The sequence below is a fragment of the Micromonospora sp. GCM10011541 genome, from assembly GCF_042650725.1.
Lineage (GTDB): Bacteria > Actinomycetota > Actinomycetes > Mycobacteriales > Micromonosporaceae > Micromonospora > Micromonospora sicca.
This window is the reverse complement of record NZ_JBHSBP010000068.1, coordinates 1-19,659: the sequence shown is the minus strand read 5'-3', so window position 1 is coordinate 19,659 and position 19,659 is coordinate 1. Positions and strand designations below refer to the sequence as shown.

20 protein-coding genes and 1 pseudogene are annotated in these 19,659 nt (G+C 74.6%); 8 read left to right on the top strand and 13 right to left on the bottom strand.

Features of this window, described 5'->3' with window-relative positions:
- Positions 1–120: 120 nt before the first annotated feature.
- From ACFOYX_RS27790 to ACFOYX_RS27780, 3 genes are all read right to left on the bottom strand, one after another.
- A complete protein-coding gene (locus ACFOYX_RS27790) occupies positions 121–1,416 on the bottom strand; it encodes a cation:proton antiporter (protein ID WP_322443249.1) in 1,296 nt (431 codons plus the stop codon).
- A 156-nt stretch (positions 1,417–1,572) separates the two neighbouring features.
- Positions 1,573–2,250 carry an HAD family hydrolase gene (locus tag ACFOYX_RS27785; protein ID WP_322443250.1) on the bottom strand — a complete coding sequence of 226 codons (678 nt, stop codon included), beginning with the start codon at positions 2,248–2,250 and terminating at the stop codon, positions 1,573–1,575.
- A 39-nt stretch (positions 2,251–2,289) separates the two neighbouring features.
- The gene (locus ACFOYX_RS27780; protein WP_322443251.1) at positions 2,290–4,431 is read right to left on the bottom strand and encodes a SpoIIE family protein phosphatase; all 2,142 of its coding nucleotides are present in this window, start codon (positions 4,429–4,431) and stop codon (positions 2,290–2,292) included.
- Positions 4,432–4,631: 200 nt separating this feature from the next.
- Between ACFOYX_RS27780 and ACFOYX_RS27775 the strand changes: the two genes are divergently transcribed.
- Positions 4,632–5,468 carry a hypothetical protein gene (locus ACFOYX_RS27775; RefSeq protein ID WP_322443252.1) on the top strand — a complete coding sequence of 279 codons (837 nt, stop codon included), beginning with the start codon at positions 4,632–4,634 and terminating at the stop codon, positions 5,466–5,468.
- A 60-nt stretch (positions 5,469–5,528) separates the two neighbouring features.
- Here the strand turns inward: ACFOYX_RS27775 and ACFOYX_RS27770 are convergent, their stop codons facing one another.
- Positions 5,529–5,891, bottom strand: a complete 363-nt coding sequence (locus ACFOYX_RS27770) for a DUF6401 family natural product biosynthesis protein (protein WP_109800855.1) — start codon at positions 5,889–5,891, stop codon at positions 5,529–5,531.
- Positions 5,892–6,056: 165 nt separating this feature from the next.
- Between ACFOYX_RS27770 and ACFOYX_RS27765 the strand changes: the two genes are divergently transcribed.
- The gene (locus tag ACFOYX_RS27765) at positions 6,057–6,506 is read left to right on the top strand and encodes a hypothetical protein (protein WP_238454212.1); all 450 of its coding nucleotides are present in this window, start codon (positions 6,057–6,059) and stop codon (positions 6,504–6,506) included.
- On the opposite strand, the gene ACFOYX_RS27760 is transcribed toward ACFOYX_RS27765, so the two are convergent.
- The 5 genes from ACFOYX_RS27760 to ACFOYX_RS27740 all read right to left on the bottom strand — a co-directional run bounded on the left by ACFOYX_RS27760 (position 6,503) and on the right by ACFOYX_RS27740 (position 9,257).
- Positions 6,503–6,715 (bottom strand): hypothetical protein, encoded by a 213-nt coding sequence (locus ACFOYX_RS27760; protein ID WP_109800853.1) that lies wholly within the window; start codon positions 6,713–6,715, stop codon positions 6,503–6,505. The genes ACFOYX_RS27765 and ACFOYX_RS27760 overlap by 4 nt on opposite strands.
- Before the next feature lie 177 nt (positions 6,716–6,892).
- Entirely contained in the window at positions 6,893–7,156 is a 264-nt protein-coding gene (locus tag ACFOYX_RS27755) for a hypothetical protein (protein WP_109800852.1), read from the bottom strand.
- Between the two features lie 135 nt (positions 7,157–7,291).
- Positions 7,292–7,753, bottom strand: a complete 462-nt coding sequence (locus tag ACFOYX_RS27750) for an SRPBCC family protein (RefSeq protein WP_109800851.1) — start codon at positions 7,751–7,753, stop codon at positions 7,292–7,294.
- A 49-nt stretch (positions 7,754–7,802) separates the two neighbouring features.
- Positions 7,803–8,219, bottom strand: a complete 417-nt coding sequence (locus tag ACFOYX_RS27745; RefSeq protein WP_109800850.1) for a DUF2795 domain-containing protein — start codon at positions 8,217–8,219, stop codon at positions 7,803–7,805.
- Positions 8,220–8,279: 60 nt separating this feature from the next.
- Entirely contained in the window at positions 8,280–9,257 is a 978-nt protein-coding gene (locus ACFOYX_RS27740; RefSeq protein WP_322443253.1) for a YihY/virulence factor BrkB family protein, read from the bottom strand.
- Between the two features lie 150 nt (positions 9,258–9,407).
- On the opposite strand from ACFOYX_RS27740, the gene ACFOYX_RS27735 reads away from it, so the two are divergent.
- Positions 9,408–9,812, top strand: coding sequence for a ChaB family protein (locus ACFOYX_RS27735; RefSeq protein WP_109800848.1), 405 nt, complete (start codon positions 9,408–9,410; stop codon positions 9,810–9,812).
- A gap of 55 nt (positions 9,813–9,867) precedes the next feature.
- On the opposite strand, the gene ACFOYX_RS27730 is transcribed toward ACFOYX_RS27735, so the two are convergent.
- On the bottom strand, positions 9,868–11,301 hold the full coding sequence (locus tag ACFOYX_RS27730; protein WP_322443254.1) for an aldehyde dehydrogenase family protein: 1,434 nt from the start codon (positions 11,299–11,301) through the stop codon (positions 9,868–9,870).
- A 72-nt stretch (positions 11,302–11,373) separates the two neighbouring features.
- On the opposite strand from ACFOYX_RS27730, the gene ACFOYX_RS27725 reads away from it, so the two are divergent.
- The gene (locus ACFOYX_RS27725; protein WP_322443255.1) at positions 11,374–12,978 is read left to right on the top strand and encodes an NAD(P)/FAD-dependent oxidoreductase; all 1,605 of its coding nucleotides are present in this window, start codon (positions 11,374–11,376) and stop codon (positions 12,976–12,978) included.
- A gap of 51 nt (positions 12,979–13,029) precedes the next feature.
- On the opposite strand, the gene ACFOYX_RS27720 is transcribed toward ACFOYX_RS27725, so the two are convergent.
- The 3 genes from ACFOYX_RS27720 to ACFOYX_RS27710 form a co-directional block, all read right to left on the bottom strand.
- Entirely contained in the window at positions 13,030–13,797 is a 768-nt protein-coding gene (locus tag ACFOYX_RS27720) for a polyprenol monophosphomannose synthase (protein ID WP_109800845.1), read from the bottom strand.
- A gap of 114 nt (positions 13,798–13,911) precedes the next feature.
- Entirely contained in the window at positions 13,912–14,913 is a 1,002-nt protein-coding gene (locus ACFOYX_RS27715) for an SDR family oxidoreductase (RefSeq protein WP_238454207.1), read from the bottom strand.
- Positions 14,910–15,356 carry an SRPBCC family protein gene (locus tag ACFOYX_RS27710; protein ID WP_322443256.1) on the bottom strand — a complete coding sequence of 149 codons (447 nt, stop codon included), beginning with the start codon at positions 15,354–15,356 and terminating at the stop codon, positions 14,910–14,912. Before ACFOYX_RS27710 ends, ACFOYX_RS27715 begins: the two co-directional genes overlap by 4 nt.
- A gap of 187 nt (positions 15,357–15,543) precedes the next feature.
- Here ACFOYX_RS27710 and ACFOYX_RS27705 point away from each other — a divergent pair, with 187 nt between their 5' ends.
- From ACFOYX_RS27705 to ACFOYX_RS27690, 4 genes and pseudogenes are all read left to right on the top strand, one after another.
- Complete coding sequence (locus ACFOYX_RS27705) at positions 15,544–17,259, top strand: HAD-IIIA family hydrolase (RefSeq protein ID WP_377534531.1); 1,716 nt, start codon at positions 15,544–15,546, stop codon at positions 17,257–17,259.
- On the top strand, positions 17,256–18,230 hold the full coding sequence (locus ACFOYX_RS27700) for a glycosyltransferase (protein ID WP_322443257.1): 975 nt from the start codon (positions 17,256–17,258) through the stop codon (positions 18,228–18,230). Before ACFOYX_RS27705 ends, ACFOYX_RS27700 begins: the two co-directional genes overlap by 4 nt.
- Positions 18,215–19,432: a glycosyltransferase gene (locus ACFOYX_RS27695; RefSeq protein ID WP_322443258.1), complete on the top strand. Its 1,218-nt coding sequence runs from the start codon at positions 18,215–18,217 to the stop codon at positions 19,430–19,432. Before ACFOYX_RS27700 ends, ACFOYX_RS27695 begins: the two co-directional genes overlap by 16 nt.
- Positions 19,432–19,659, top strand: a pseudogene (locus ACFOYX_RS27690) (phosphoheptose isomerase); the annotation flags it as partial. The gene ACFOYX_RS27695 and the pseudogene ACFOYX_RS27690, both read left to right, overlap by 1 nt.

Below are 19,659 nucleotides of genomic sequence, written 5' to 3'. Positions count from 1 at the left end.
GCTGCTCGGCCCGCCCGGCTGATCGGCGCCCACCCTCGCCCGATCGTCCCTCGCTCGGCGTGGCGCCCGGCGCCGGCCCGGTCGCCCGGCGCGGCCGGCCGGCCCTCGGCCGACCCCCGGTCAGCTTCGGGCGCCGCCCAGCGCCGGCTCCTCCGCGCGTCCCCGCTCCGGGTGCTCCTGCGTCCGCTCGCCGGCCCGGTCGAGCAGCTGCATGACCGGGGTGGCCGCGATCCCGTGCATCACCACCGAGACGATCACCACCAGGCCGACGGTGGCCCAGATCAGCTCCGCCTGCGGGAAGTCCGTCCTGCTGGTGGCGTACGCCAGGTAGTAGAACGAGCCGACGCCGCGGATGCCGAACAGCGCGATCACCCAGTGCTCGACCGGCCGACCGGGCGCCCCGCGCAGGGACAGCCAGCCGGCCAGCGGCCGGACCACGAAGACCAGCGCCAGCCCGACCAGCGCCGCCGGCCAGGTCAGCGGGGCGAGCAGCCCGCCGATCACCGCGCCGCCGAAGAGCAGCAGCAGCATGACGGTCAGCAACCGCTCGATCTGCTCGGCGAAGTCGTGCAGCACCGAGTGGAACTCGTGGGTCCGCTCCGCCGCCCGGATCGCCCGGGCTGCCACGAAGACCGCCACGAAGCCGTACCCGCCGACCACCTCCACCAGCCCGTACGCCAGGAAGGTGGCGGCCAGCGCGAGGAAGCCCTCGGCGTGCCGGGCCAGCCGCAGCTCGCTCGGCGCCCGGAAGAAGAGCTTGCCGAGCAGCCAGCCGATGAGCAGCCCACCCCCGACGCCGACGGCGAGCTTGTAGAGCACGTCGACGGTGAGCCAGTGCGCCAGCCAGTCCGCCGGGGCGAGGCTGGTGGTGGCGATGGCGATGGCGGCGTACACGAACGGGAAGGCCAGGCCGTCGTTCAGCCCCGCCTCCGAGGTCAGCGCGAAGCGCACCTCGTCCTCGGAGTCCTCCACGTCGGTCGGCTCGCCCACCTGCACGTCCGCGGCGAGCACCGGGTCGGTGGGGGCGAGCGCCGCGCCGAGCAGGAGCGCCGCCGCCGGCACCAGGCCCACCCGCCACCAGCCCATGAGCGCCACCGTCGCGATGCACAGCGGCATGGCGATGGCCAGCAGTCGCCAGGTCGACGACCAGCGGGCCCAGCTCAGCGGCCGGTCGATCTTCAACCCGGCACCCATCAGTGCCACGATCACGCCGATCTCGGTGAGATGCGTGGTGAGTTCGGGCCAACGCAGCGGGTCCGGCGTGGGCAGCCCGGTCGGAAGCAGGAAGACCAGCATGCCGAGGCCGAGGAAGGCGATCGGCATGGAGAGCGGGCGCCGCTCCAGCACGCGCGGCAGGATCCCTGCCAGCAGCGCGCCCACACCCACCAGCGCGAGCGCGACGTCCACGGGTTCCACGGCACCACCTTCCCGCCGCCCGCGACGCGGGCAGGTGGTGACCAGTGCCCCGTACTCCCGTCCGCTATGCCTCGATGTCCGCTTGTTCCGGGTGGGGCCGGTCACCCTGCCCGGGATCCGCCCCACCCAGGAGCGCCCGGCGACGGCGCCGGCGGGTCAGCCGACGGTGGCGATGGCGCTGTCGGCGAGGCCCTCGAGAAGGGCCGCCGGGTCGTCGTAGACCGCCACCGCGCCCGCGCCGGCCAGCTCGCCCCGACTGGTCCCGCCGCAGGTCAGGCCGATGCACGGGATGTCCAGCTTGCCGGCCGCCACGACGTCCCAGACCGAGTCGCCGACGAACACCACCCGCTCCGCCGTGAGCCCCGACTGCTCCAGCGCGGCGACCAGGATGTCCGGCGCCGGCTTGCTCTGCTGCGCGTCGGCGGAGGAGGTGACCGTGTCGACGGCGTCGTCGGCGTCCAGCGCGGCCCGCAGCGCGGCCACCTCGCGCTCAGCCGCCGACGTCGCCAGCACCACCCGCAGCCCGCGGGCGGCGCAGGCCCGGAGCAGGTCGGCGGCCCCGGGCAGCGGGGTGAGCCGCTCCCAGTACTCGCCGAAGAAGCCGTCGTGGGCGGCCCGCAGCCTGCCGTCGTCGTCCCGGTCGCGTTCCGGCCCCAGCAGGTGGTCGAGGAGCTTGTCGGAGCCCATGCCGATCGACCGGTGGATCAGCGCCATGGGGACCTGGTGATCGGCCTGGCGCAGCGCCTCCCACCAGCTCACGGTGTGCAGATAGGTGGTGTCGACGAGGGTGCCGTCCACGTCGAGGAGGACGCCGCGGCGGTTGTCGGTAGGCATGGCTCCCCTTCTACCCGCCCCGGCGCGCGCCGACGCGACTCATCCGGCCGGAATGAGAATCTCGAACCAGACGGTCGAGCCGCGCACCGTCGGGTCGGTGCCCCAGGCGTCGCTCAGCTCCTCGATCAGGCCCAGACCCCGTCCCCGGCTGCTCAGCGTGTCGGTCTGCGTGCGGGTCACCGTGCCCCGGGTGCCCGAGTCGGCGACCGACACCAGCAGCCGTTCGGCGCTCAGGTCGATCTCCACCCGGGCGGCGGTGCCGGCGTGCAGCAACGCGTTGGTGGTCAGCTCGCTGGTGCAGAGCACCGCCGCGCCCACCACCGCCTCCGGCACCCGCCACTCGGTGAGCTGCGCCGTCATCCAGTGCCGTACCCGGCCCGGCGCGGTCGGCTCGGCCGGGACCTCCATGCTGACCGACCGGCTCGGCTTGACCGCGTGCTCCACCGCCAGCACCGCGACGTCGTCCTCGGTGGCCCCGGGGACCGCGGCGGTGGCCACCGCGCACAGCGCCCGGGGGTCGCCGCTGCCGGCCGCGGTCACCGCACCGGCCAGCTCGTCCAGCCCGGCCGTCAGGTCCTGCCAGCGCCGCTCGACCATTCCGTCGCTGAACAGCAGCAGGGTGTCTCCGGGTCGGAACGGCACGGTGGCCGTCCGGGGCCGGCAGCCGAGACCCAGCGGAGCGCCGGGCGGCACGTCGACGTACTCGGCGAAGGGCTCGCCCGCCGCCGAGCAGCGCCGGATCAACGGCGCGGGATGGCCCGCGCTGGCCAGCGTGATCCGCTCCCGGTCCGGCTCGACCACCCCGAAGACCACGGTCACGAAGAGCTCCTGCGTCCCGCCCTCGGCGCCCAGGCTGGACACCAGCCGGTCCAACCCGGCCAGCACCGCGTCGGGACGGGGATCGCTGAGGGCGAGCGCCCGCAGGGCCGCCCGCACCTGCCCCATCCGCGCGGCCGCCTGCACGTCGTGCCCGGCCACGTCACCGAGGACCACGCCCAGCGCGCCGGTGGGCAGCACGAAGGCGTCGTAGAAGTCACCGCCGGCGGCGTTGCCGTCGACCCCCGGGGCGTACCGGGCGGCGATGCGCAGCCGGGGCAGGTCGGGCAGCTGCTCCGGCAGCATGCTGCGCTGCAGCAGCTGGGCGGTGCCGTGCTGGGTCTCGAACCGGCGGGCCCGCTCGGCCGCCTGACCCACCAGCTCGGCGGAGGCGATCAGCAGCGCCCGCTCCGCCGCGGACCAGGTGTGCGGGGTCTGGTAGCCGACCGCCAGGGCGCCCCGGACCACCGAGGAGCGCAGCGGCAGGGCGGCCAACGCCCGGATCTTCTGGTCGTGCCGGTCCACCGCGGTCTCCCGCAGCGGATGGCCGTCGCTGACGTAGCAGGGCACCCCGCTGCGGGCGGTCGCCGCGACCGGGCCGGGCGACTCGGCCGGGGCGCGCCGCCACAGCGGCGGGAGCCGCTCGTCTGCCTCGTCCAGCAGCTCACCGCGGGTCCGCCGGACCATCCGCCAGGTCCCGCCCTCGTCGACCGCGAAGGCGACCCGGTCGGCGTCGAACGAGTTGATGGCGTACCGGAGGGTGACCCGGGCGACGTCGTCGAGGGTGAGGGTGCCGGAGAGGGCGGCGGCGAAGTCGCTCAGGCTCTGCAACTGCTGGGTGAGCTGGGTGGTCTGCGCGGCGACGGTGAGCACGCCGATGATCTGGCCGCTGCTGTCGCGCACCGGGGAGTGGCCGCGGGTGAACACCGCCGGCTCGCCGCCGCCGACCAGATGCCGGTCGGCCGGCAGCACCGCCTCCCGCTCGAGGAAGGACTCGCCGTGCCGGTACGCCCGTTCGAGCACCTCCCCGGCGCCCGGCTCGGACCAGACGTCCGCGAAGACCTCCGCGGCCGGCCGCCCGAGCGCCTCCGGGTGCCGGGCGCCGATCAGCTCGGCGTACCCGTCGTTGTAGAGCAGCACCAGGTCGTCCCCGTAGAGCAGGGCCATCGGGACGGGCGAGGCGAGGACCAGATCGACCACGGCCCGTACCGCCGGGTCCCACTGCTCGGGCGCGCCGAGGGACGTGCCGGCCCAGGGATGGGCGAGCACGGCGGCCGCCGCGCCGGAGCCGCCGGCGGCCGGCTCCCCGGGCCCTCGCGGGACGGGGGCTGATGGCGTGGGGATCCGCCTGACCGTGCCTGGCATGACCGCAGCCTATCCGGAGCGTGACGCGGACGTTCCGATCACGCGCGGGAGAGGGTCTCCGGTGCGCGCCGGTCCGGCCATTACGCCAGGTCAGGGCCTCTCTGGTGGGATATGTCGGGAAAATCCCGGCCGGTGGCGCGGCGTGCGACACGAACGACCGGGTATGCGGACGTCGCAGTTCACGCGACAGGAGGGACATCATGCCGAAAACCCTCGCGGCCGGGCAGGCCGACATTGGCGACGCCGTGGCCGACATGTGGAGGTCGGTGCTGCTCTTCATCCCGAGGGCCATCGCGTTCATCGTGATCCTCGTGGTGGGTTGGCTCATCGCCCGGGCCGTCCTCAAGATCGTGGACACCGTGCTGGAACGGGTGGGCTTCGACCGCTGGGTCGAACGGGGCGGCGTCAAACGGGCGCTCGAGCGAACCAAGTACGACGCGAGTGACATCCTGGCCAAACTGGCCTACTACGCCGTCCTGCTGTTCACCCTGCAGTTCGCCTTTGGCGTGTGGGGGCCGAACGCGATCAGCGACCTGATCCGGGGCGTGGTCGCCTGGCTGCCGCGAGCCTTCGTGGCGATCGTCATCGTGGTGATCGCGGCCGCCATCGCCAACGCGGTCCGGGACCTGATCGCCGGCGCGCTGGGCGGGCTCTCGTACGGCAAGATCCTGGCCGACCTGACGGCGATCTTCATCCTGGCGCTCGGCGTGATCGCCGCGCTGAACCAGGTGGGCATCGCCACCACGGTGACCACGCCGGTGCTGATCGCGGTGCTCGCCACGGTGGCCGGCATCCTGATCGTCGGCGTCGGCGGTGGTCTGGTGAGGCCGATGCAGAACCGCTGGGACGGCTGGCTGAACCGGATCGAGCAGGAATCCCGCGCGGTCCGGGAGCAGCGCCAGGCGCAGGGCGCCGGGCGCAGCGACTACGAGCGGCAGATGGCCGACCGGAGCGCCGCAGAGCGTACCCAGGCGATGTCCGGCGCTCGGGGCGGGCAGGGCGACGAGACCCAGCAGTTCCAACGTCCGGGCGGCTGAGCCGACCGGTGGCAGGGGGAGAGGGTGTCCGCGGGGCGATCGCGGGCACCTTCCCTCGGTTCAGGCCAGGTGCCGCGGGTCCAGCGCGCGAGCCAGGGCGCACACCGCCAGCAGGCGGGTGTGCAGCCAGTCCGGTGCCGACCAGTCGGTCGGTTCGCCGGACGGCTGCCAGCCGTGCTCGATCGCGGCGGCGCGGACGCCCTCGGCGTACCCGGCGAGCGCGGCGACCGTGAGCGGCCGGCGGTCGCCGTCCAGACTGTCCCGGACGGCGGCGGCGTGCTGGTCGACCAGGGCGAGCAGCCCGGGGCGGGCGGCGGCCGCGGCCAGCCCGGCGGTGCCGACGGAGGCGGTCAGCGCGATGAGGGCGGACCGCGCGGAGCCGGCGGCGGAACGGGTCGCGACCCGGTTGTTCGGCACACGCATGGAAACCGAGGCTAATCACGCCGTGACCGGGGCGGCCTCGGCCGACCGGATGAGTGCCGGTCGGCCGGGACGGTGTCCGCCATCCTCCGGGGGGATTGACCCGGCCGGGACCGGGCAGAAGGGAAACCGCGCGAACCGGCGCGGGCGACCTCACGGAGGAACGGAATGGGACAACACGCCGACGGACCCGACGAGCGGCACCGCCGACCGGCCGGCGTGAGCGACGGCACGGTCGAGGCCCTGGGGAAGCTCAGTGAGGCCCTGGAGACCGTCGAACGGGCCCGTGGCCACCTCTACGCGCTGCACCAGCTCATCGGCCATGCCGACCTGATGCTGGACGACGCGGTGGAGCTGTTCCGGGCCGCCGGCCACGCCGACGTCGCCGACCGGATCGGCCGGGACCTGCTCGGCCGGAACGTGATCGCCGGGCGCTGGACCTTCCAGATCGTCGAGGACTTCGACGACGGCTATTACGCCCTGTTCGGGGAGCTGGACCGCCAAGCCCGCGACGAGCTGGTCGACGGCCGACGACATCTGTACGAGGCGGAGATGAAGGAGCGGCGCCGCACCCGGGGGCGACCGGGGCACGAGGCGCGCCCCGGCGCGGAGGGCTAGTCCGAGGAGGGGGCGCCTGCCGGACGGCGCCGGCCGGCGTCGTCCGCGATGATCACCGTGGCCACCATCAGCGCGACGCAGAGGCTGAACAGCCAGGAGTCGTCGGAGACCAGTTTCGCGGCGACGGGTGCCTGGACGGCGGCGAGCAGGAAGCCGAGCCAGGCCAGGCGACGCTGACGTGGGGTGAGGAAGCCGGAGCCCTGTTGCATCCCGAAAGTCTTACGCGGACCCCGGCGTTGCCGTCACCCGTTCGGCCGATTCTGGATGACCTGTCCGGTTTCTCGACCGTCCGGGCCTCACTTTTTGTCGTTTCGGGGGAGTCGCGCCCGGGCGGTGGCGCGCTGGGCTCCGGGCCGCGGCCACCCGCCACCGGAGCCCCGCCCACCTCACATGCTGTCGGGGCCGGTCCGCCCGGTCGTCGAGGGCCGGTACGCCCGGTCCGCGTCCGTCATCTCCCGGCGCTCCGCCTCCGGGCCGGCGCCGCGGTCCACCGCCTCGGGACCGTGCCCGAACGCGGCCTCCTCACCGGCGTCGTTGCCGGTGGCGTCGTCGGCCTGCCCGTCGAGCGTGGAACGGGCGATCGCCCGGTCCAGTTCGCGCAGCGGGGTCCGGTCCTCGTCGCGCCACACGTGGCTGTCGTTGTCGGTCATTCCCCAGCGGTACCCGGGTGCGGTGATCGCAAACGGCCGTGGCCGACAACCCGATCGCGGGCGGCCGGGCGGACACGGCGATGGCCGCCGGAGCACCGGCGGCCATCGGAGTCGTCAGGTTCGGGGGTCAGGGGATCAGGGCGTCGGCCGGTCGACCTTGCCGCGCCAGGCGCCGGTCTCCTGACCGCGCCGCTCGATGAACTGCTTGAACCGCGCCAGATCGCCCTTGGCCCGGCGGTCGACCACCCCCAGCTTGTCGCCGGCCTGCTCGACCACGCCGTGCGGCTCGAAGTCCATCTGCAGGGTGACCCGGGTGTTGCCCTCGTCGAGCCGGTGGAACGTCACCACCCCGGCCTGCTGGGTGCCGCCGGTGGACTTCCAGGCGACCCGCTCGTCCGGCAACTGCTCGGTGATCTCGGCGTCGAACTCCCGCTTCACCCCGGCGATCTCCACCGTCCAGTGGGTCAAGGTGTCGGAGAGCTGCCGCACCTCCTGGACACCCTCCATGAAGTGGGGGAACTCCTCGAACTGGGTCCACTGGTCGTAGGCGGTCCGGATCGGGACCGAGACGTCCACGTGCTCGATAACGCCGCTCATGAATCCTCCTCTGCCCGCCGGTGAGTCTCCGGATCGTGGGCCGATCCGGTCACCAGCGCGTTGTCTCGTTCTTGTGCCCGAGTGCGGCCCACACCTCGGAAATCGTCTGGTAACGGATGCCCTCGGGAAGCCCCTCCAGCGCGGCGATGATGTCCGCCGGCGCCGCGTTCTCCTGGGCGTTGGCGATCAGCGTCGCCCGGTCGCCCGGCAGCGCCGTCATGGTGATGAACCGGCCGAGGCGGCTGCGCCCCTCCACGTCGTCCATGCTCATACCCTGCGGGTTGCCGCCGCGGCTCGCGCCGGCCGTCACCGTCTTCGGCTCCGGCTGGTCCTCGCCCGCCGGCTCCGGCTGGCGGGACTCCTCGACGCGCGAGCCACCGGCCCCCGGCCCCTGCACGAGGCCGCTGACCTCCTGACTCATGTTGTCGTCGACCCTCGGCGAGTGCTTGCTGCTGCCACGTTCCATGCCTTCAGACATGCCCGAGCCGGCCCCCGGTAAACCGGGGCCGGGGAGCCGGTCATTCGGTCACGAATCGGCGGGCGCCCGGGGCGGCAGGACCGGCTCGCCCGGGTCCCCGCCGCCCGCCTGCAGCACCCGGCCACGCTGCAGCTCCGCATTGACCTGTACGCCGAGCAGCAGCGCGCAGTTGGACAGGTACAGCCAGACCAGGAAGGCGATGACGGCGCCGAGGCTGCCGTAGGTCACGTCGTACGAGCCGAAGTTGGCGACGTAGAGGCCGAAACCGAACGACGCGACCACCCAGGCGAGCAGGGCGAGCGCCCCGCCCGGGGTGAGCCAGCGGAACCGGGGCTGCTGGACGTTCGGCGCGATCCAGAACATCAGGGAGAGCAGGGTCATCACCACCAGGGCCAGCACCGGCCACTTGGCGACGCTCCACACCGTCCGGGCCAGCCCGCCGGCGTGCAGCCGGTCGCCCACCGCCTCGGTGACCGGCCCGCTGACGATCAGGCCGGTGGCGACGATCGCCAACAGGACCAGCGACACCCCGGCCAGGCCGATCTGCAGCGGGCGCAGCCGGTAGAACGGGCGGCCCTCCTCGACCCCGTAGACGGCGTTGGAGGCCCGGGTGAACGCCCCGATGAAGCCCGACGCCGACCAGAGCGCGCCGAGCAGACCGAAGCTCAGCAGCACCTTCGCCGAGCCCTGCTGCTCGACCACGCCGCGTACCACGTCGACGAAGCCGTCGTTGCCGACCACCGACCCGGCGCCGATCTCCCGGGCCAGGTCGATCACCGTGTCCACGGTGCGCTCGCCGTCGGAGACCAGCCCCACCAGCGCGACCACCACGATGGTGGCGGGGAACAACGCCAGCACGCCGTAGTAGGTGAGCGCCGCCGCCCAGTCGGCGCAGTTGTCCTTGACGAAGTTCCGCCCGCTGCGGACCAGCACCCCGCGCCAGGTGGCCCAGCTCAGCTGGCGCATCCGGCGGGGGATCCGGGCCGGCTGCCGACCGCCGACCGCCGGTTCCGTCGTCGCTGCCATGACCGCTCCCTGTGTTCCGCTGCCCGGGCGCACCCCCGTACGTGGTGGCCCGGGCGGTACCCCGCCGGGGAAATCGACAAACCGGTGCCGTTTGCCGTCGGGCGGTGCGGGAACTCCATTGGGTAACCCATCGAGACGGAGGAGGACGAGATGCCCGGGCGCGAAGTACTGCCCAGCACGCTGCGGCGCTCCCCGGAGAAGGCCCAGCGGACGTGGGAGAAGACGCACGACTCGGCGGTGGAGACCTACGGCGAGGGGCAGCGGGCGCACCGCACCGCGTTCGCCGCGGTGAAGCACGAGTTCGAGAAGGTCGGCGACCACTGGGAGCCGAAGGGCCGCAAGGGCCCCAGCGACCAGCAGGCAGCCGGGGGCGGCCCCGCGCGGCGGGCACCGACGGCCGCCGGCGTGGACGCGAATGCGCCCAAGGAGCACCTGATGGAGGTCGCCAAGAAGCTGGACGTGCCGGGCCGGTCCCGGATGACCAAGCCGGAGCTGGTCAAGGCGATCCAGAAGGCGAACGACAAGCAGACCCGTGAGGCGCGCGCCCGCCGCTGACCGTCCGACCATTGGAGCCCGGGACCAGCGGTCCCGGGCTCCCGTCGTCCCGTCGTCACCAGTGGCCGCCGCCCGGCGCCTCGATGTGCACGGTCTTCACCGTGCTGAACTCGTCGAGCAGCTCCGGGCCGTACCCGAAGCCCTGTCCGCTGCCCCGGCGCGGCTGCGCGGCGCCGCCCGGCGCGCCGCCGAAGACCGCGTTCACCTTGACCGTGCCGACCGGCAGCTCCCGCCAGGCCCGCTGGGCGTGACTCATCGACCCGGTGAGCACCGTCGCCGCCAGGCCGTACGGCGAGTCGGCGGCGCAGCGCAGCCCCTCCGTGAACGAGTCGACCACGATCACCGGGGCGACCGGCCCGAACGTTTCCTCGCGGACCAGCGTCATCTCGTGCCGGCAGTCGGCCACCACCGTCGCCGGGTAGAACGCCCCCGGCCCGTCCGGCACCGTCCCGCCGGTACGCACCCGCGCCCCCTCCGCAGTCGCCGCGGTGACCTGCCCGTGCACGTGGTCCCGATGCCGCCGGTCCACCAGCGGCCCGAGCTGCGTCCCCGGGTCGCGGCCCGGGCCCATGGTCAGCGCCTCCGCGCGTTGCGTCAGCGCGTCGACGAAGTCCTCCGCCACCTCCCGGTGCACGTAGATCCGTTCCACCGCCACGCAGATCTGCCCGGCGTTGGCGAAACAGCCGAGCGCCGCCTGCTCGGCCGCCCAGACCGGGTCGACGTCGCTGTCCACCACGAGCGCGTCGCTGCCGCCGTTCTCCAGCAGCACCTTTGCGCCGGTGCGGGCCCCGGCGGCGGCGATCTGCCGGCCGGTGGCGGTGGAACCGACGTGGGCCACCACGTCCACCGCCTGCCCGGCCAGCGCCGCCCCCACCTCACCACCGCCGGTCAGCAGGGAGAGCGCACCGGCCGGCAGCGCCGAATCGAGGGCCTTCGCCAGCAGCCAGCCGGTGGCCGGGGTGCGCTCGCTCGGCTTGTAGAGCACCACGTTGCCGGTGACCAGGGCCGCGCCGAGCAGCCCGCAGGAGACCGCCACCGGGTCGTTCCAGGGGGTGATCGCGGCGACCACGCCGTGCGGCTCGGGAGCCATGAAGTCGATGGACGACTGCCCGCCGTGCAGCGTCCGGCCGCCGCGCACCGGCGCCAGCTCCGCGTACTGTCGCAGCGTGCCGATCCCCGCCGCCACCCCGCCGCGCGCGTCGTCCAGCGGCTTGCCCATCTCCGCCGTCGTCGCCTGCGCCAGCTCCTCCGCGGCGGCCTCCACCGCGTCCGCGGCCCGGTGCAGCGCCGCCGCCCGGTCCGCCGGGGCGGTCCCCGCCCACTCCGTCGCCGTCTCCCGGGCGGCCTCGACCGCCTTGGCCACCTCGTCCGCCGTCGCCACCGGCACGGTGGTCACCGGGGAGCCGTCGGCCGGATCGTGGACGACCAGCTCCCCTCCCGCGCCACCCGCGCCCCACACTCCACCGATGAGCTGCGCAACCGTGTACATGCGGCAGTGGATGCCCCGGCCCTGGCAAGGCAAACGCGTTTCGCCCGGTAACCGTCCGGGTAGGCGGGTCGGATGACTACGACCGCCACGCCGAGCGCGGACGCCGTCGTCGTCGGCGCCGGCCACAACGGCCTGGTGGCCGCGAACCTGCTGGCCGACGCGGGTTGGGACGTCCTGGTGCTGGAGGCGACGCAGACCCCCGGCGGGGCCATTCGCTCCGCCGAGGTGACCGCCCCGGGCTACCTCAGCGACCTCTACAGCTCGTTCTATCCGCTCGGGTACGCCTCGCCGGTGCTGCGCGGGCTGGACCTCGGCCGGTACGGGCTGACCTGGACGCACGCCCCCGACGTGCTGGCCCACCTGCTGCCCGACGGGCGGGCCGCGGTGGTCAACCGGGATCTCGACGTCACCGCCGCCTCGCTGGAGGCGTTCGCCCCGGGCGACGGGGACCGCTGGCGGCAGGCGTACGCCGACTGGTGCGAGGTGGCCGAGCCGATGCTCGACACCATCACCACGCCGTTCCCGCCGGTGCGCGGCGGGCTCACCCTGCTGCGCCGGCTCCGGGTCTCGGGTGCGCTGCGGCTGGCCCGCCGCCTGGTCGTGCCGGTCCGCAAGCTCGGCGACGAACTCTTCGACGGCGACGGCGGGCGGGCGCTGCTGGCCGGCTGCGCCCTGCACACCGACCTCGCCCCAGAGGAGGCCGGCTCCGGCGTGTACGGCTGGCTGCTGACCATGCTCGGCCAGCAGGTCGGCTGGCCGGTGCCGGTCGGCGGGTCCCAGAAGATCACCGACGCGCTGGTGGCCCGGCTGGTCGAGCGGGGCGGCCGGATCGACTACGGCGCCCGCGTCGACCGGGTGCTCACCGCCCGCGGCCGGGCCATGGGCGTGCGTACCGCCGGCGGCGCCACCTGGCGGGCCCGGAAGGCGGTGCTGGCCGACGTCCCCGCCCCGGCGCTCTTCCTGGACCTGGTCGGCGCGGCGGCGCTGCCGCCCCGGCTCGTGGAGGACCTGGCCCACTTCAAGTGGGACGGCTCCACCCTCAAGGTGGACTGGGCGCTCTCCGCACCGGTGCCGTGGAAGAACCGGACGGTGGCCACCGCCGGCACCGTGCACCTCGGCGCCGACCTGGACGGCCTGACCACCTACTCGGCCGCGCTCGCCCGGGGCGAGGTGCCCCGCGACCCGTTCCTGCTGGTCGGGCAGATGTCGCTGGCCGACCCGACCCATTCCTCGCCCGGAACGGAGTCGCTCTGGTCGTACACCCACCTGCCGTTCCGGCGACAGTGGCGCGCCGAGGAGATCACCGGACACGCCGAGCGGATGGAGGAGGTGCTGGAGGAGGCCGCGCCCGGCTTCCGGTCGCTGATCGTGGGGCGGCACGTGGCCGGCCCGGCCGACCTGGAGCAGGGCGACCCGAGCCTGGTCGGCGGCGCGATCGGCGGCGGCACCGCGGCCGCGTACCAGCAGCTCTTCCTCCGCCCGATCCCCGGCCTGGGACGGGCGGACACCCCGGTGGACCGGCTCTTCCTGGCCAGTTCGTCGGCCCACCCGGGCGGCGGCGTGCACGGCGCGCCCGGCGCGAACGCGGCCCGGGCCGCGCTGGCCCGCGACCGCGCGCTCACCGGTGAGCTGTACGCCGGGATGATCGGCGCCGCGCACCGGGCGGTCTACCGCTGAGGGGGCGACCCCGTCCCGGCAAGCGGGGCGGGGTCGGCTGGGAACTCCTGCTCAGCCCTGGATGTTGCGGTGCCGGGAGCGCAGCTTGAACGGCATCAGCGCGCTCTCGATCTTGGTGGCGGTGGTCATCTTCGAGGCGCCCTCGCGGCGCTCCTCGAAGCGGATCGGCACCTCCAGGATGGTGTGCCCCAGCTTGGTGGCGAGGTAGTGCATCTCGACCTGGAAGCTGTAGCCGTTGGACTGGACCCGGTCCAGCCCGATGTCGCGCAGGGCGTCGGCACGCCAGATCTTGAAGCCGGCGGTGAGGTCACGGATCCGCACCCGCAGCAGCGTGTGCACGTACAGGTTGGCCCAACCGCTCAGCGCCCGCCGGTAGAGCGGCCAGTTCTCGTCCAGCTGCCCGCCGGGCACGTAGCGGGAGCCGATCACCACGCCGGCCTGGGTGGAGAGCAGCGCACCGAGCATGCCCGGCAGCGCCTCCGGCGGGTGGGAGAGGTCCGCGTCCATCTGCGCCACGTACTCGGCGCCGCCGTCCAGCGCGCGACCGATCCCGTCCACGTACGCCCGGCCGAGCCCCTCCTTGCCCGCGCGGTGCACCACCTGTACGCGGTCCGGGTGCTCGATGGCCAGCTTGTCCGCCACCTCACCGGTCCCGTCCGGGGAGTTGTCGTCCGCGACCAGCACCTTCAGCCCCGGCAGCGGCAGGGCGAGGAGCCGCTCGACCAGCACCGGGAGGTTCCCCGCCTCGTTGTAGGTGGGAACGACGACGGTCAGGCGTGCGTCCCGCCACGGAGCGGGCAACTGCACGGGTTCGATCATCACGGACATCCTCGGTCGGCCGACAGTGTTCACGTGAGAGGATAGCCAGTAGTCTCCGCCCGGTCCGCACAGACGCCCGCCTGGAAGGCGGCGCAGCGTCGTCACGCCGGTCGGTCAGCGTAACCGGCGGGCCAGCCCGGTGGCCGCCATGACCAGCCCGCCCAGCGCGAGGACCGAAGCCGTCCGCTTGTGCGTGCTCACCCAGAGTGTGGCCGAGTGCCGGCGGGACCGGCCGGTGAAGACTCCCTCCGCGCCCCAGTCCTGCTCGTCGTCGCCGGGCCGGTCCAGGTTGTCCCGCCACTCGGCCGGGTCGATGGGGGTGTCGGTCTGCTGGCTGTCGTACCCGCTGCGGGCCAGCTGCCGGTCGAGCAGGCCGGGGAAGAGGATGTTGGCCAGCCGGGCCCGCCAGGTCGGGCCGCCCACGTTCAGCTCGCGCGGGCCGTGGTCCGCGGCCCAGACCACCGCGCGGGCGGCCACCTCCGGCGCGAAGATCGGCGGGACCGGCTGCGGGTGCCGGGGCAACCGGGTGCGTACCCAGGAGAACTGCGGGGTGTTCACCGCCGGCAGCTGCACCATGGACAGCCGTACGCCGGGGCAGTCGTGCAGCAGCTCCGCCCGGAGCGAGTCGTTGAACCCCTGCACCGCGTGCTTGCTGGCGCAGTACGCCGACTGCAGCGGGATGCCGCGGTAGGCTAGGGCGGAACCGACCTGCACGATGGCGCCGCGGCCGTGCGGCCGCATGTGCCGCAGCGCGGCCAGCGTGCCGTGCACGGTGCCGAGGTAGTTCACCTCGGTGACCCGGCGGAACTCGGCCGCCGTGATCTCCCAGGTCGGGGCGAAGACCGACACCATCGCGTCGTTGATCCAGACGTCCAGGCCGTCGAAGTGGTGCACCACGTCGTCCGCGGCCCGCTGCACCGCGCCCGCGTCGGCCACGTCGACCTGATGCGTCCGGACGTCGGCGGCGCCGAGCCGGCGGCAGTCCCGCTCGGCGGCGGCCAGGCCGGCCCCGCCCCGGGCGATCAGCCCCAACCGGGCGCCCCGGGCCGCGTACGTCCGGGCGATCGCCCGGCCCACCCCGGCGCTCGCCCCGGTGATGACCACCCGCTGCGTCATCGGTCGGCCTTCTGCCGAGTGGCGATGTCGGAGAGCCGGTTCAACGTCTCCTTGTTGCGCTGGTGCAGCACCAGGTCGTTCAGCTTGTTCCGCACCCAGCGCAGCGGCCCGGCGGCGAAGTTCTCGCCGATCCGGACCCGGGTGGCGCCGTCGCCCACCGGATCGAGGGTGAACACCACCGTCGCCTCGCCGGCCGGCCAGAGCCCCGCCTTGATGACGAGCTTGCGCGGCGGCTCGCAGACCAGCACGGTGGAGGAGTCCTGCAGGGAGAACGGCCACGGCCCCGACCGGTGGTGCAACCGGCTGCTGACCCGGGGCCAGGTGTCCTCCACGTTTCGCACGTGCGCGGTGCCGACCACCCAGTCGCTGTACGTCCATCCGTCGGCCAGCACGTCGAAGACCTGCTGCGGGGACGCGTCGATCACTTTCTCCACAATCGCCACCGCAATCCCATACCCCCGCCCGGACCGCCGCTAACGCGGCCGCCGGGTTAGCTTCTCGGCGGCGGCGGGTAACGCCGCACCGGACGGCGGAGTGGTGCGACGGACCCGCCCGGGCGCCGGGGTGCCGGTGGAGTCGGCTCCGCCGAAGATGATGTTTACTCCTCGGGGGGTCGGGAACCCGCCCGCCGTGCGAGGGGACCACGAGCGGGATCAGTGCAGGCCAGCCCGGGTTGACCCGGGTCCTGGCCGGTTCCCGCCGGGGCTCTTCGACGCGGTGCTGCTGGACCGGGACGGCACGCTCGTCGAGGACGTGCCCTACAACGGCGACCCGGAGAAGGTCCGTCCCGTGCCGGGTGCCCGGGAGGCCCTGGACCGGCTGCGCGCCGCCGGGTTGCGGCTGGCCGTGGTGACCAACCAGTCGGGACTGGCCCGGGGCCTGTTCACGCACGACGAGCTGCGCTGGGTGAACACGCGGGTGGAGGAACTGCTGGGGCCCTTCGACGCCTGGCAGATCTGCCCGCACGGCGAGCGGGACGGCTGCGGCTGCCGCAAACCCGCGCCGGGCCTGGTGCACGCCGCCGCCCACGCGCTGGGCACCAGCCCGACCCGGTGCGTCATGGTGGGTGACATCGGCGCCGACATGGACGCCGCCGCGGCGGCCGGCGCCACGGGGATCATGGTCCCCACCCCGGCCACCCGACCGGCCGAGGTGGCCTCGGCGCCCACGGTCGTCGGCGACCTGCCCGCGGCGGTGGCGCAGATCCTGGACCGGATCGGCCTGGTGGCCCCAACCGCGCCGGCCCGGCGGCGGGGCACGGTGCTGGTGGTACGCAGCGACGCCGCCGGCGACGTGCTGGTCACCGGCCCCGGCATCCGCGCCGTCGCCGCCGGCGCCGACCGGGTGGTCCTGCTCTGCGGCCCCCGCGGCCGGGCCGCCGCCGACCTGCTCCCCGGCGTCGACGACATCATCGAATGGCCGCTGCCCTGGATCGACGGCCACCCCGCCCCCGTCGACCCCGACGACATGCGCCACCTCACCACCCGCCTCACCCAGGTCGCCGCCGACGAAGCCGTCATCTTCACCTCCTTCCACCAGTCCCCACTGCCGCTGGCCCTGCTGCTCCGCATGGCCGGCGTACCCCACATCAGCGCCATCAGCGACGACTACCCCGGCACCCTCCTCGACGTCCGCCACCAGGTACCGGTCGGCGTACCCGAACCGGAGCGGGCGCTGTCCCTCGCCGCCGCCGCCGGCTTCGCCCTGGCCCCCGACGACGGGCCGGGGCTGCGGCTGCGCGAGGACCGGCTGCCGGGCGCCCCGGCCGGTGCCGGCGAGCCCGGCTACGTGGTGCTGCACCCCGGGTCCTCGGTCGAGACCCGGGCCTGCCCGCCCGAGCTGGCCGTCCGGATCGTCCGGGTGCTCCACGCCGCCGGGTACCGGGTGGTGGTCACCGGCGGCCCGGACGAGCGGGAGCTGACCGCGCGGGTCGCCGCCGCCGGCGGGGTCGACCTCGGCGGCCGCACCGGACTCGGCGAGCTGGCCGCGATCATCGCGCGGGCCGGCGCGCTCGTCGTCGGCAACACCGGCCCGGCGCACCTGGCCGCGGCGCTGGGGGTGCCGGTGGTCAGCCTCTTCGCCCCGACCGTCCCGTTCGGACAGTGGGGGCCGTACCGGGTGCCGACGGTCCGGCTCGGCGACGCGGCGGCGGCCTGCCGGGACACCCGGGCCACCCGCTGCCCGGTGCCCGGGCACCCCTGCCTCTCCGCCGTCGAGCCGGGGCGGGTCCTGGCGGGGCTGCGGCTGCTCGGCGTACCGGCCGAACCGGTGGCCGGGCCGGCGGCGGTGTTCGCGGGCCCACCGCGCGCGCCGGCGGTGACCGCCACCGGTGGGGTGGCCCGATGAACATTCTGCTGTGGCACGTGCACGGCTCCTGGACCACGTCCTTCGTGCACGGGAAACACCGGTACCTGGTCCCGGTCACCCCCGACCGCGGCCCGTACGGCCTCGGCCGGGCGCGGACCTACCCGTGGCCGGACAGCGCGGTCGAGGTGACCCCGCAGGAGCTGGGCCGGGCCGACGTGGACGTGGTCCTGCTCCAGCGCCCCGAGGAGTTCGACCTCGCCTGCGAGTGGCTGGGCCGTCGGGTGGGCCGGGACGTGCCGGCGATCTACGTCGAGCACAACACCCCGAAGGGGGAGGTGCCGAACACCCGGCACCCGATGGCCGGCCGGGACGACCTGCTGCTCACCCACGTGACCCACTTCAACGAACTGTTCTGGGACAACGGCGGCAGCCGCACCGCCGTCGTCGAGCACGGCGTGGTCGCGCCGGCCGTCGAGTGGACCGGCGAGCTGGACCGGCTCGCGGTGGTGATCAACGAGCCGGTCCGCCGCTGGCGGGTCACCGGCACGGACCTGCTGCCCCGGTTCGCCGAGATCGCCCCGCTGGACGTCTACGGCATGGGGGTGGCCGGGCTGGCCGACCGCCTCGGGCTGCCGGCGGACCGGGTCACCAGCCACGACGACGTCCCGCAGCACGCCATGCACACCGAACTGGCCCGGCGGCGGGCGTACCTGCACCTGTGCCGGTGGACCTCGCTGGGGCTGAGCCTCGTCGAGGCGATGACGATGGGCATGCCGGTCGTCGCGCTCGCCACCACCGAGGCCGTGGAGGCGGTGCCGCCGTCCGCCGGTGCCCTCTCCACCCGGGTGGACGTCCTGCTGGAGGCGGCCCGACGGTTCGTCGAGGACCCGTCGGCCGCCCGCCGGGCCGGCGCCGAAGCCCGGGTCGCCGCCCGGAACCGCTACGGGCTGGACCGTTTCCTCGCCGACTGGGACCGCCTGCTGGAGGAGGAAGTATGCGCGTCGCGATGATCTCGGAGCACGCCAGCCCGCTCGCCGTCCTCGGCGGCGAGGACGCGGGCGGCCAGAACACGCACGTCGCGGAGCTCTCCGCCGCGCTGGTGGCCGCCGGCCACGACGTCCGCGTCTACACCCGCCGCGACGCCGTGGACCTGCCCGTGACGGTACGGGCCCCGGACGGCTTCGACGTGGTGCACGTGCCCGCCGGCCCGGCCGAGCCCGTCGCCAAGGACGAGCTGCTGCCGTACATGGCCGAGTTCGGCGCCTGGCTGGCGGAGCGGTGGCGCACCGACGACTGGCAGCCCGACGTGGTCCACGCGCACTTCTGGATGAGCGGCCTGGCCGCGCTCGCCGCCGGCCGGCGGACCGGGGTGCCGGTGGTGCAGACGTACCACGCGCTCGGCACGGTGAAGCGGCGCCACCAGGGGGCCCAGGACACCAGCCCGCCGGGCCGGGTCCGCCACGAGCGCGAGCTGGGCCGGTCCGTCGACCGGGTGGTCGCCCAGTGCCAGGACGAGGTCGGTGAGCTGGTCCGGATGGGGGTGCCCCGGTCCCGGATGACGATCGTCCCGTCCGGGGTGAACCTCGGCACCTTCGCCCCGCTCGGTCCGGCCGCCGAGCGGGACGGCGACCGGCCGCGGATCCTCACCGTGGGCCGGCTGGTGGAACGCAAGGGCTTCCAGGACGTCATCCGGGCCACCGCCCTGGTGCCCGGGGCGGAGTGCGTGGTGGTGGGCGGTCCGCCGGCCGGACTGCTGGAGACCGACCCGTACGCCCGGCGACTGCGGGCGCTCGCCGACTCCCTCCGAGTGGCCGACCGGGTGAAGCTGATCGGCGCGGTGCCCCGGGAGGAGATGGGCCGCTGGTACCGGTCCGCCGACGTGCTGGTCGCCGCGCCCTGGTACGAGCCGTTCGGGCTCACCCCGCTGGAAGCGATGGCGTGCGGCGTACCGGTGATCGGCACCGCCGTCGGCGGGCTGATCGACACGGTCGTCGACGGGCGGACCGGTGACCTCGTGCCGGCCCGGGACCCGCAGGCGCTGGGCGCGGCCGTCCAGCGGCTCCTCGGCGACCGGATCCGCCGCTTCGCGTACGCCACGGGGGCGCTGGAACGGGCCCGCCGCTGCTACTCCTGGTCGACCACGGCGGACCGGCTGACGGAGGTGTACGGCGAGGTGGCCGCCGTGCGTCGGCCGACCCGGGTGGTCGCCTGATGGCGGCGCCCGACCGGACCGGCGAGGCTGCCGACAGCCTGCTGGACACCCACCTGGGCCACCTGGCGGCGGCGCTGCTGCCCTTCCGCCGCGCGGAGCGACTGCTCGCCCGTTGGGGCGGCGAGCTGGCGCACCGGCTGGCCACCGGCGGGCGGCTGCTGGTCGCGGGCAACGGGGGCAGCGCCGCCGAGGCCCAACACCTCACCGCCGAACTCGTCGGCAAACTC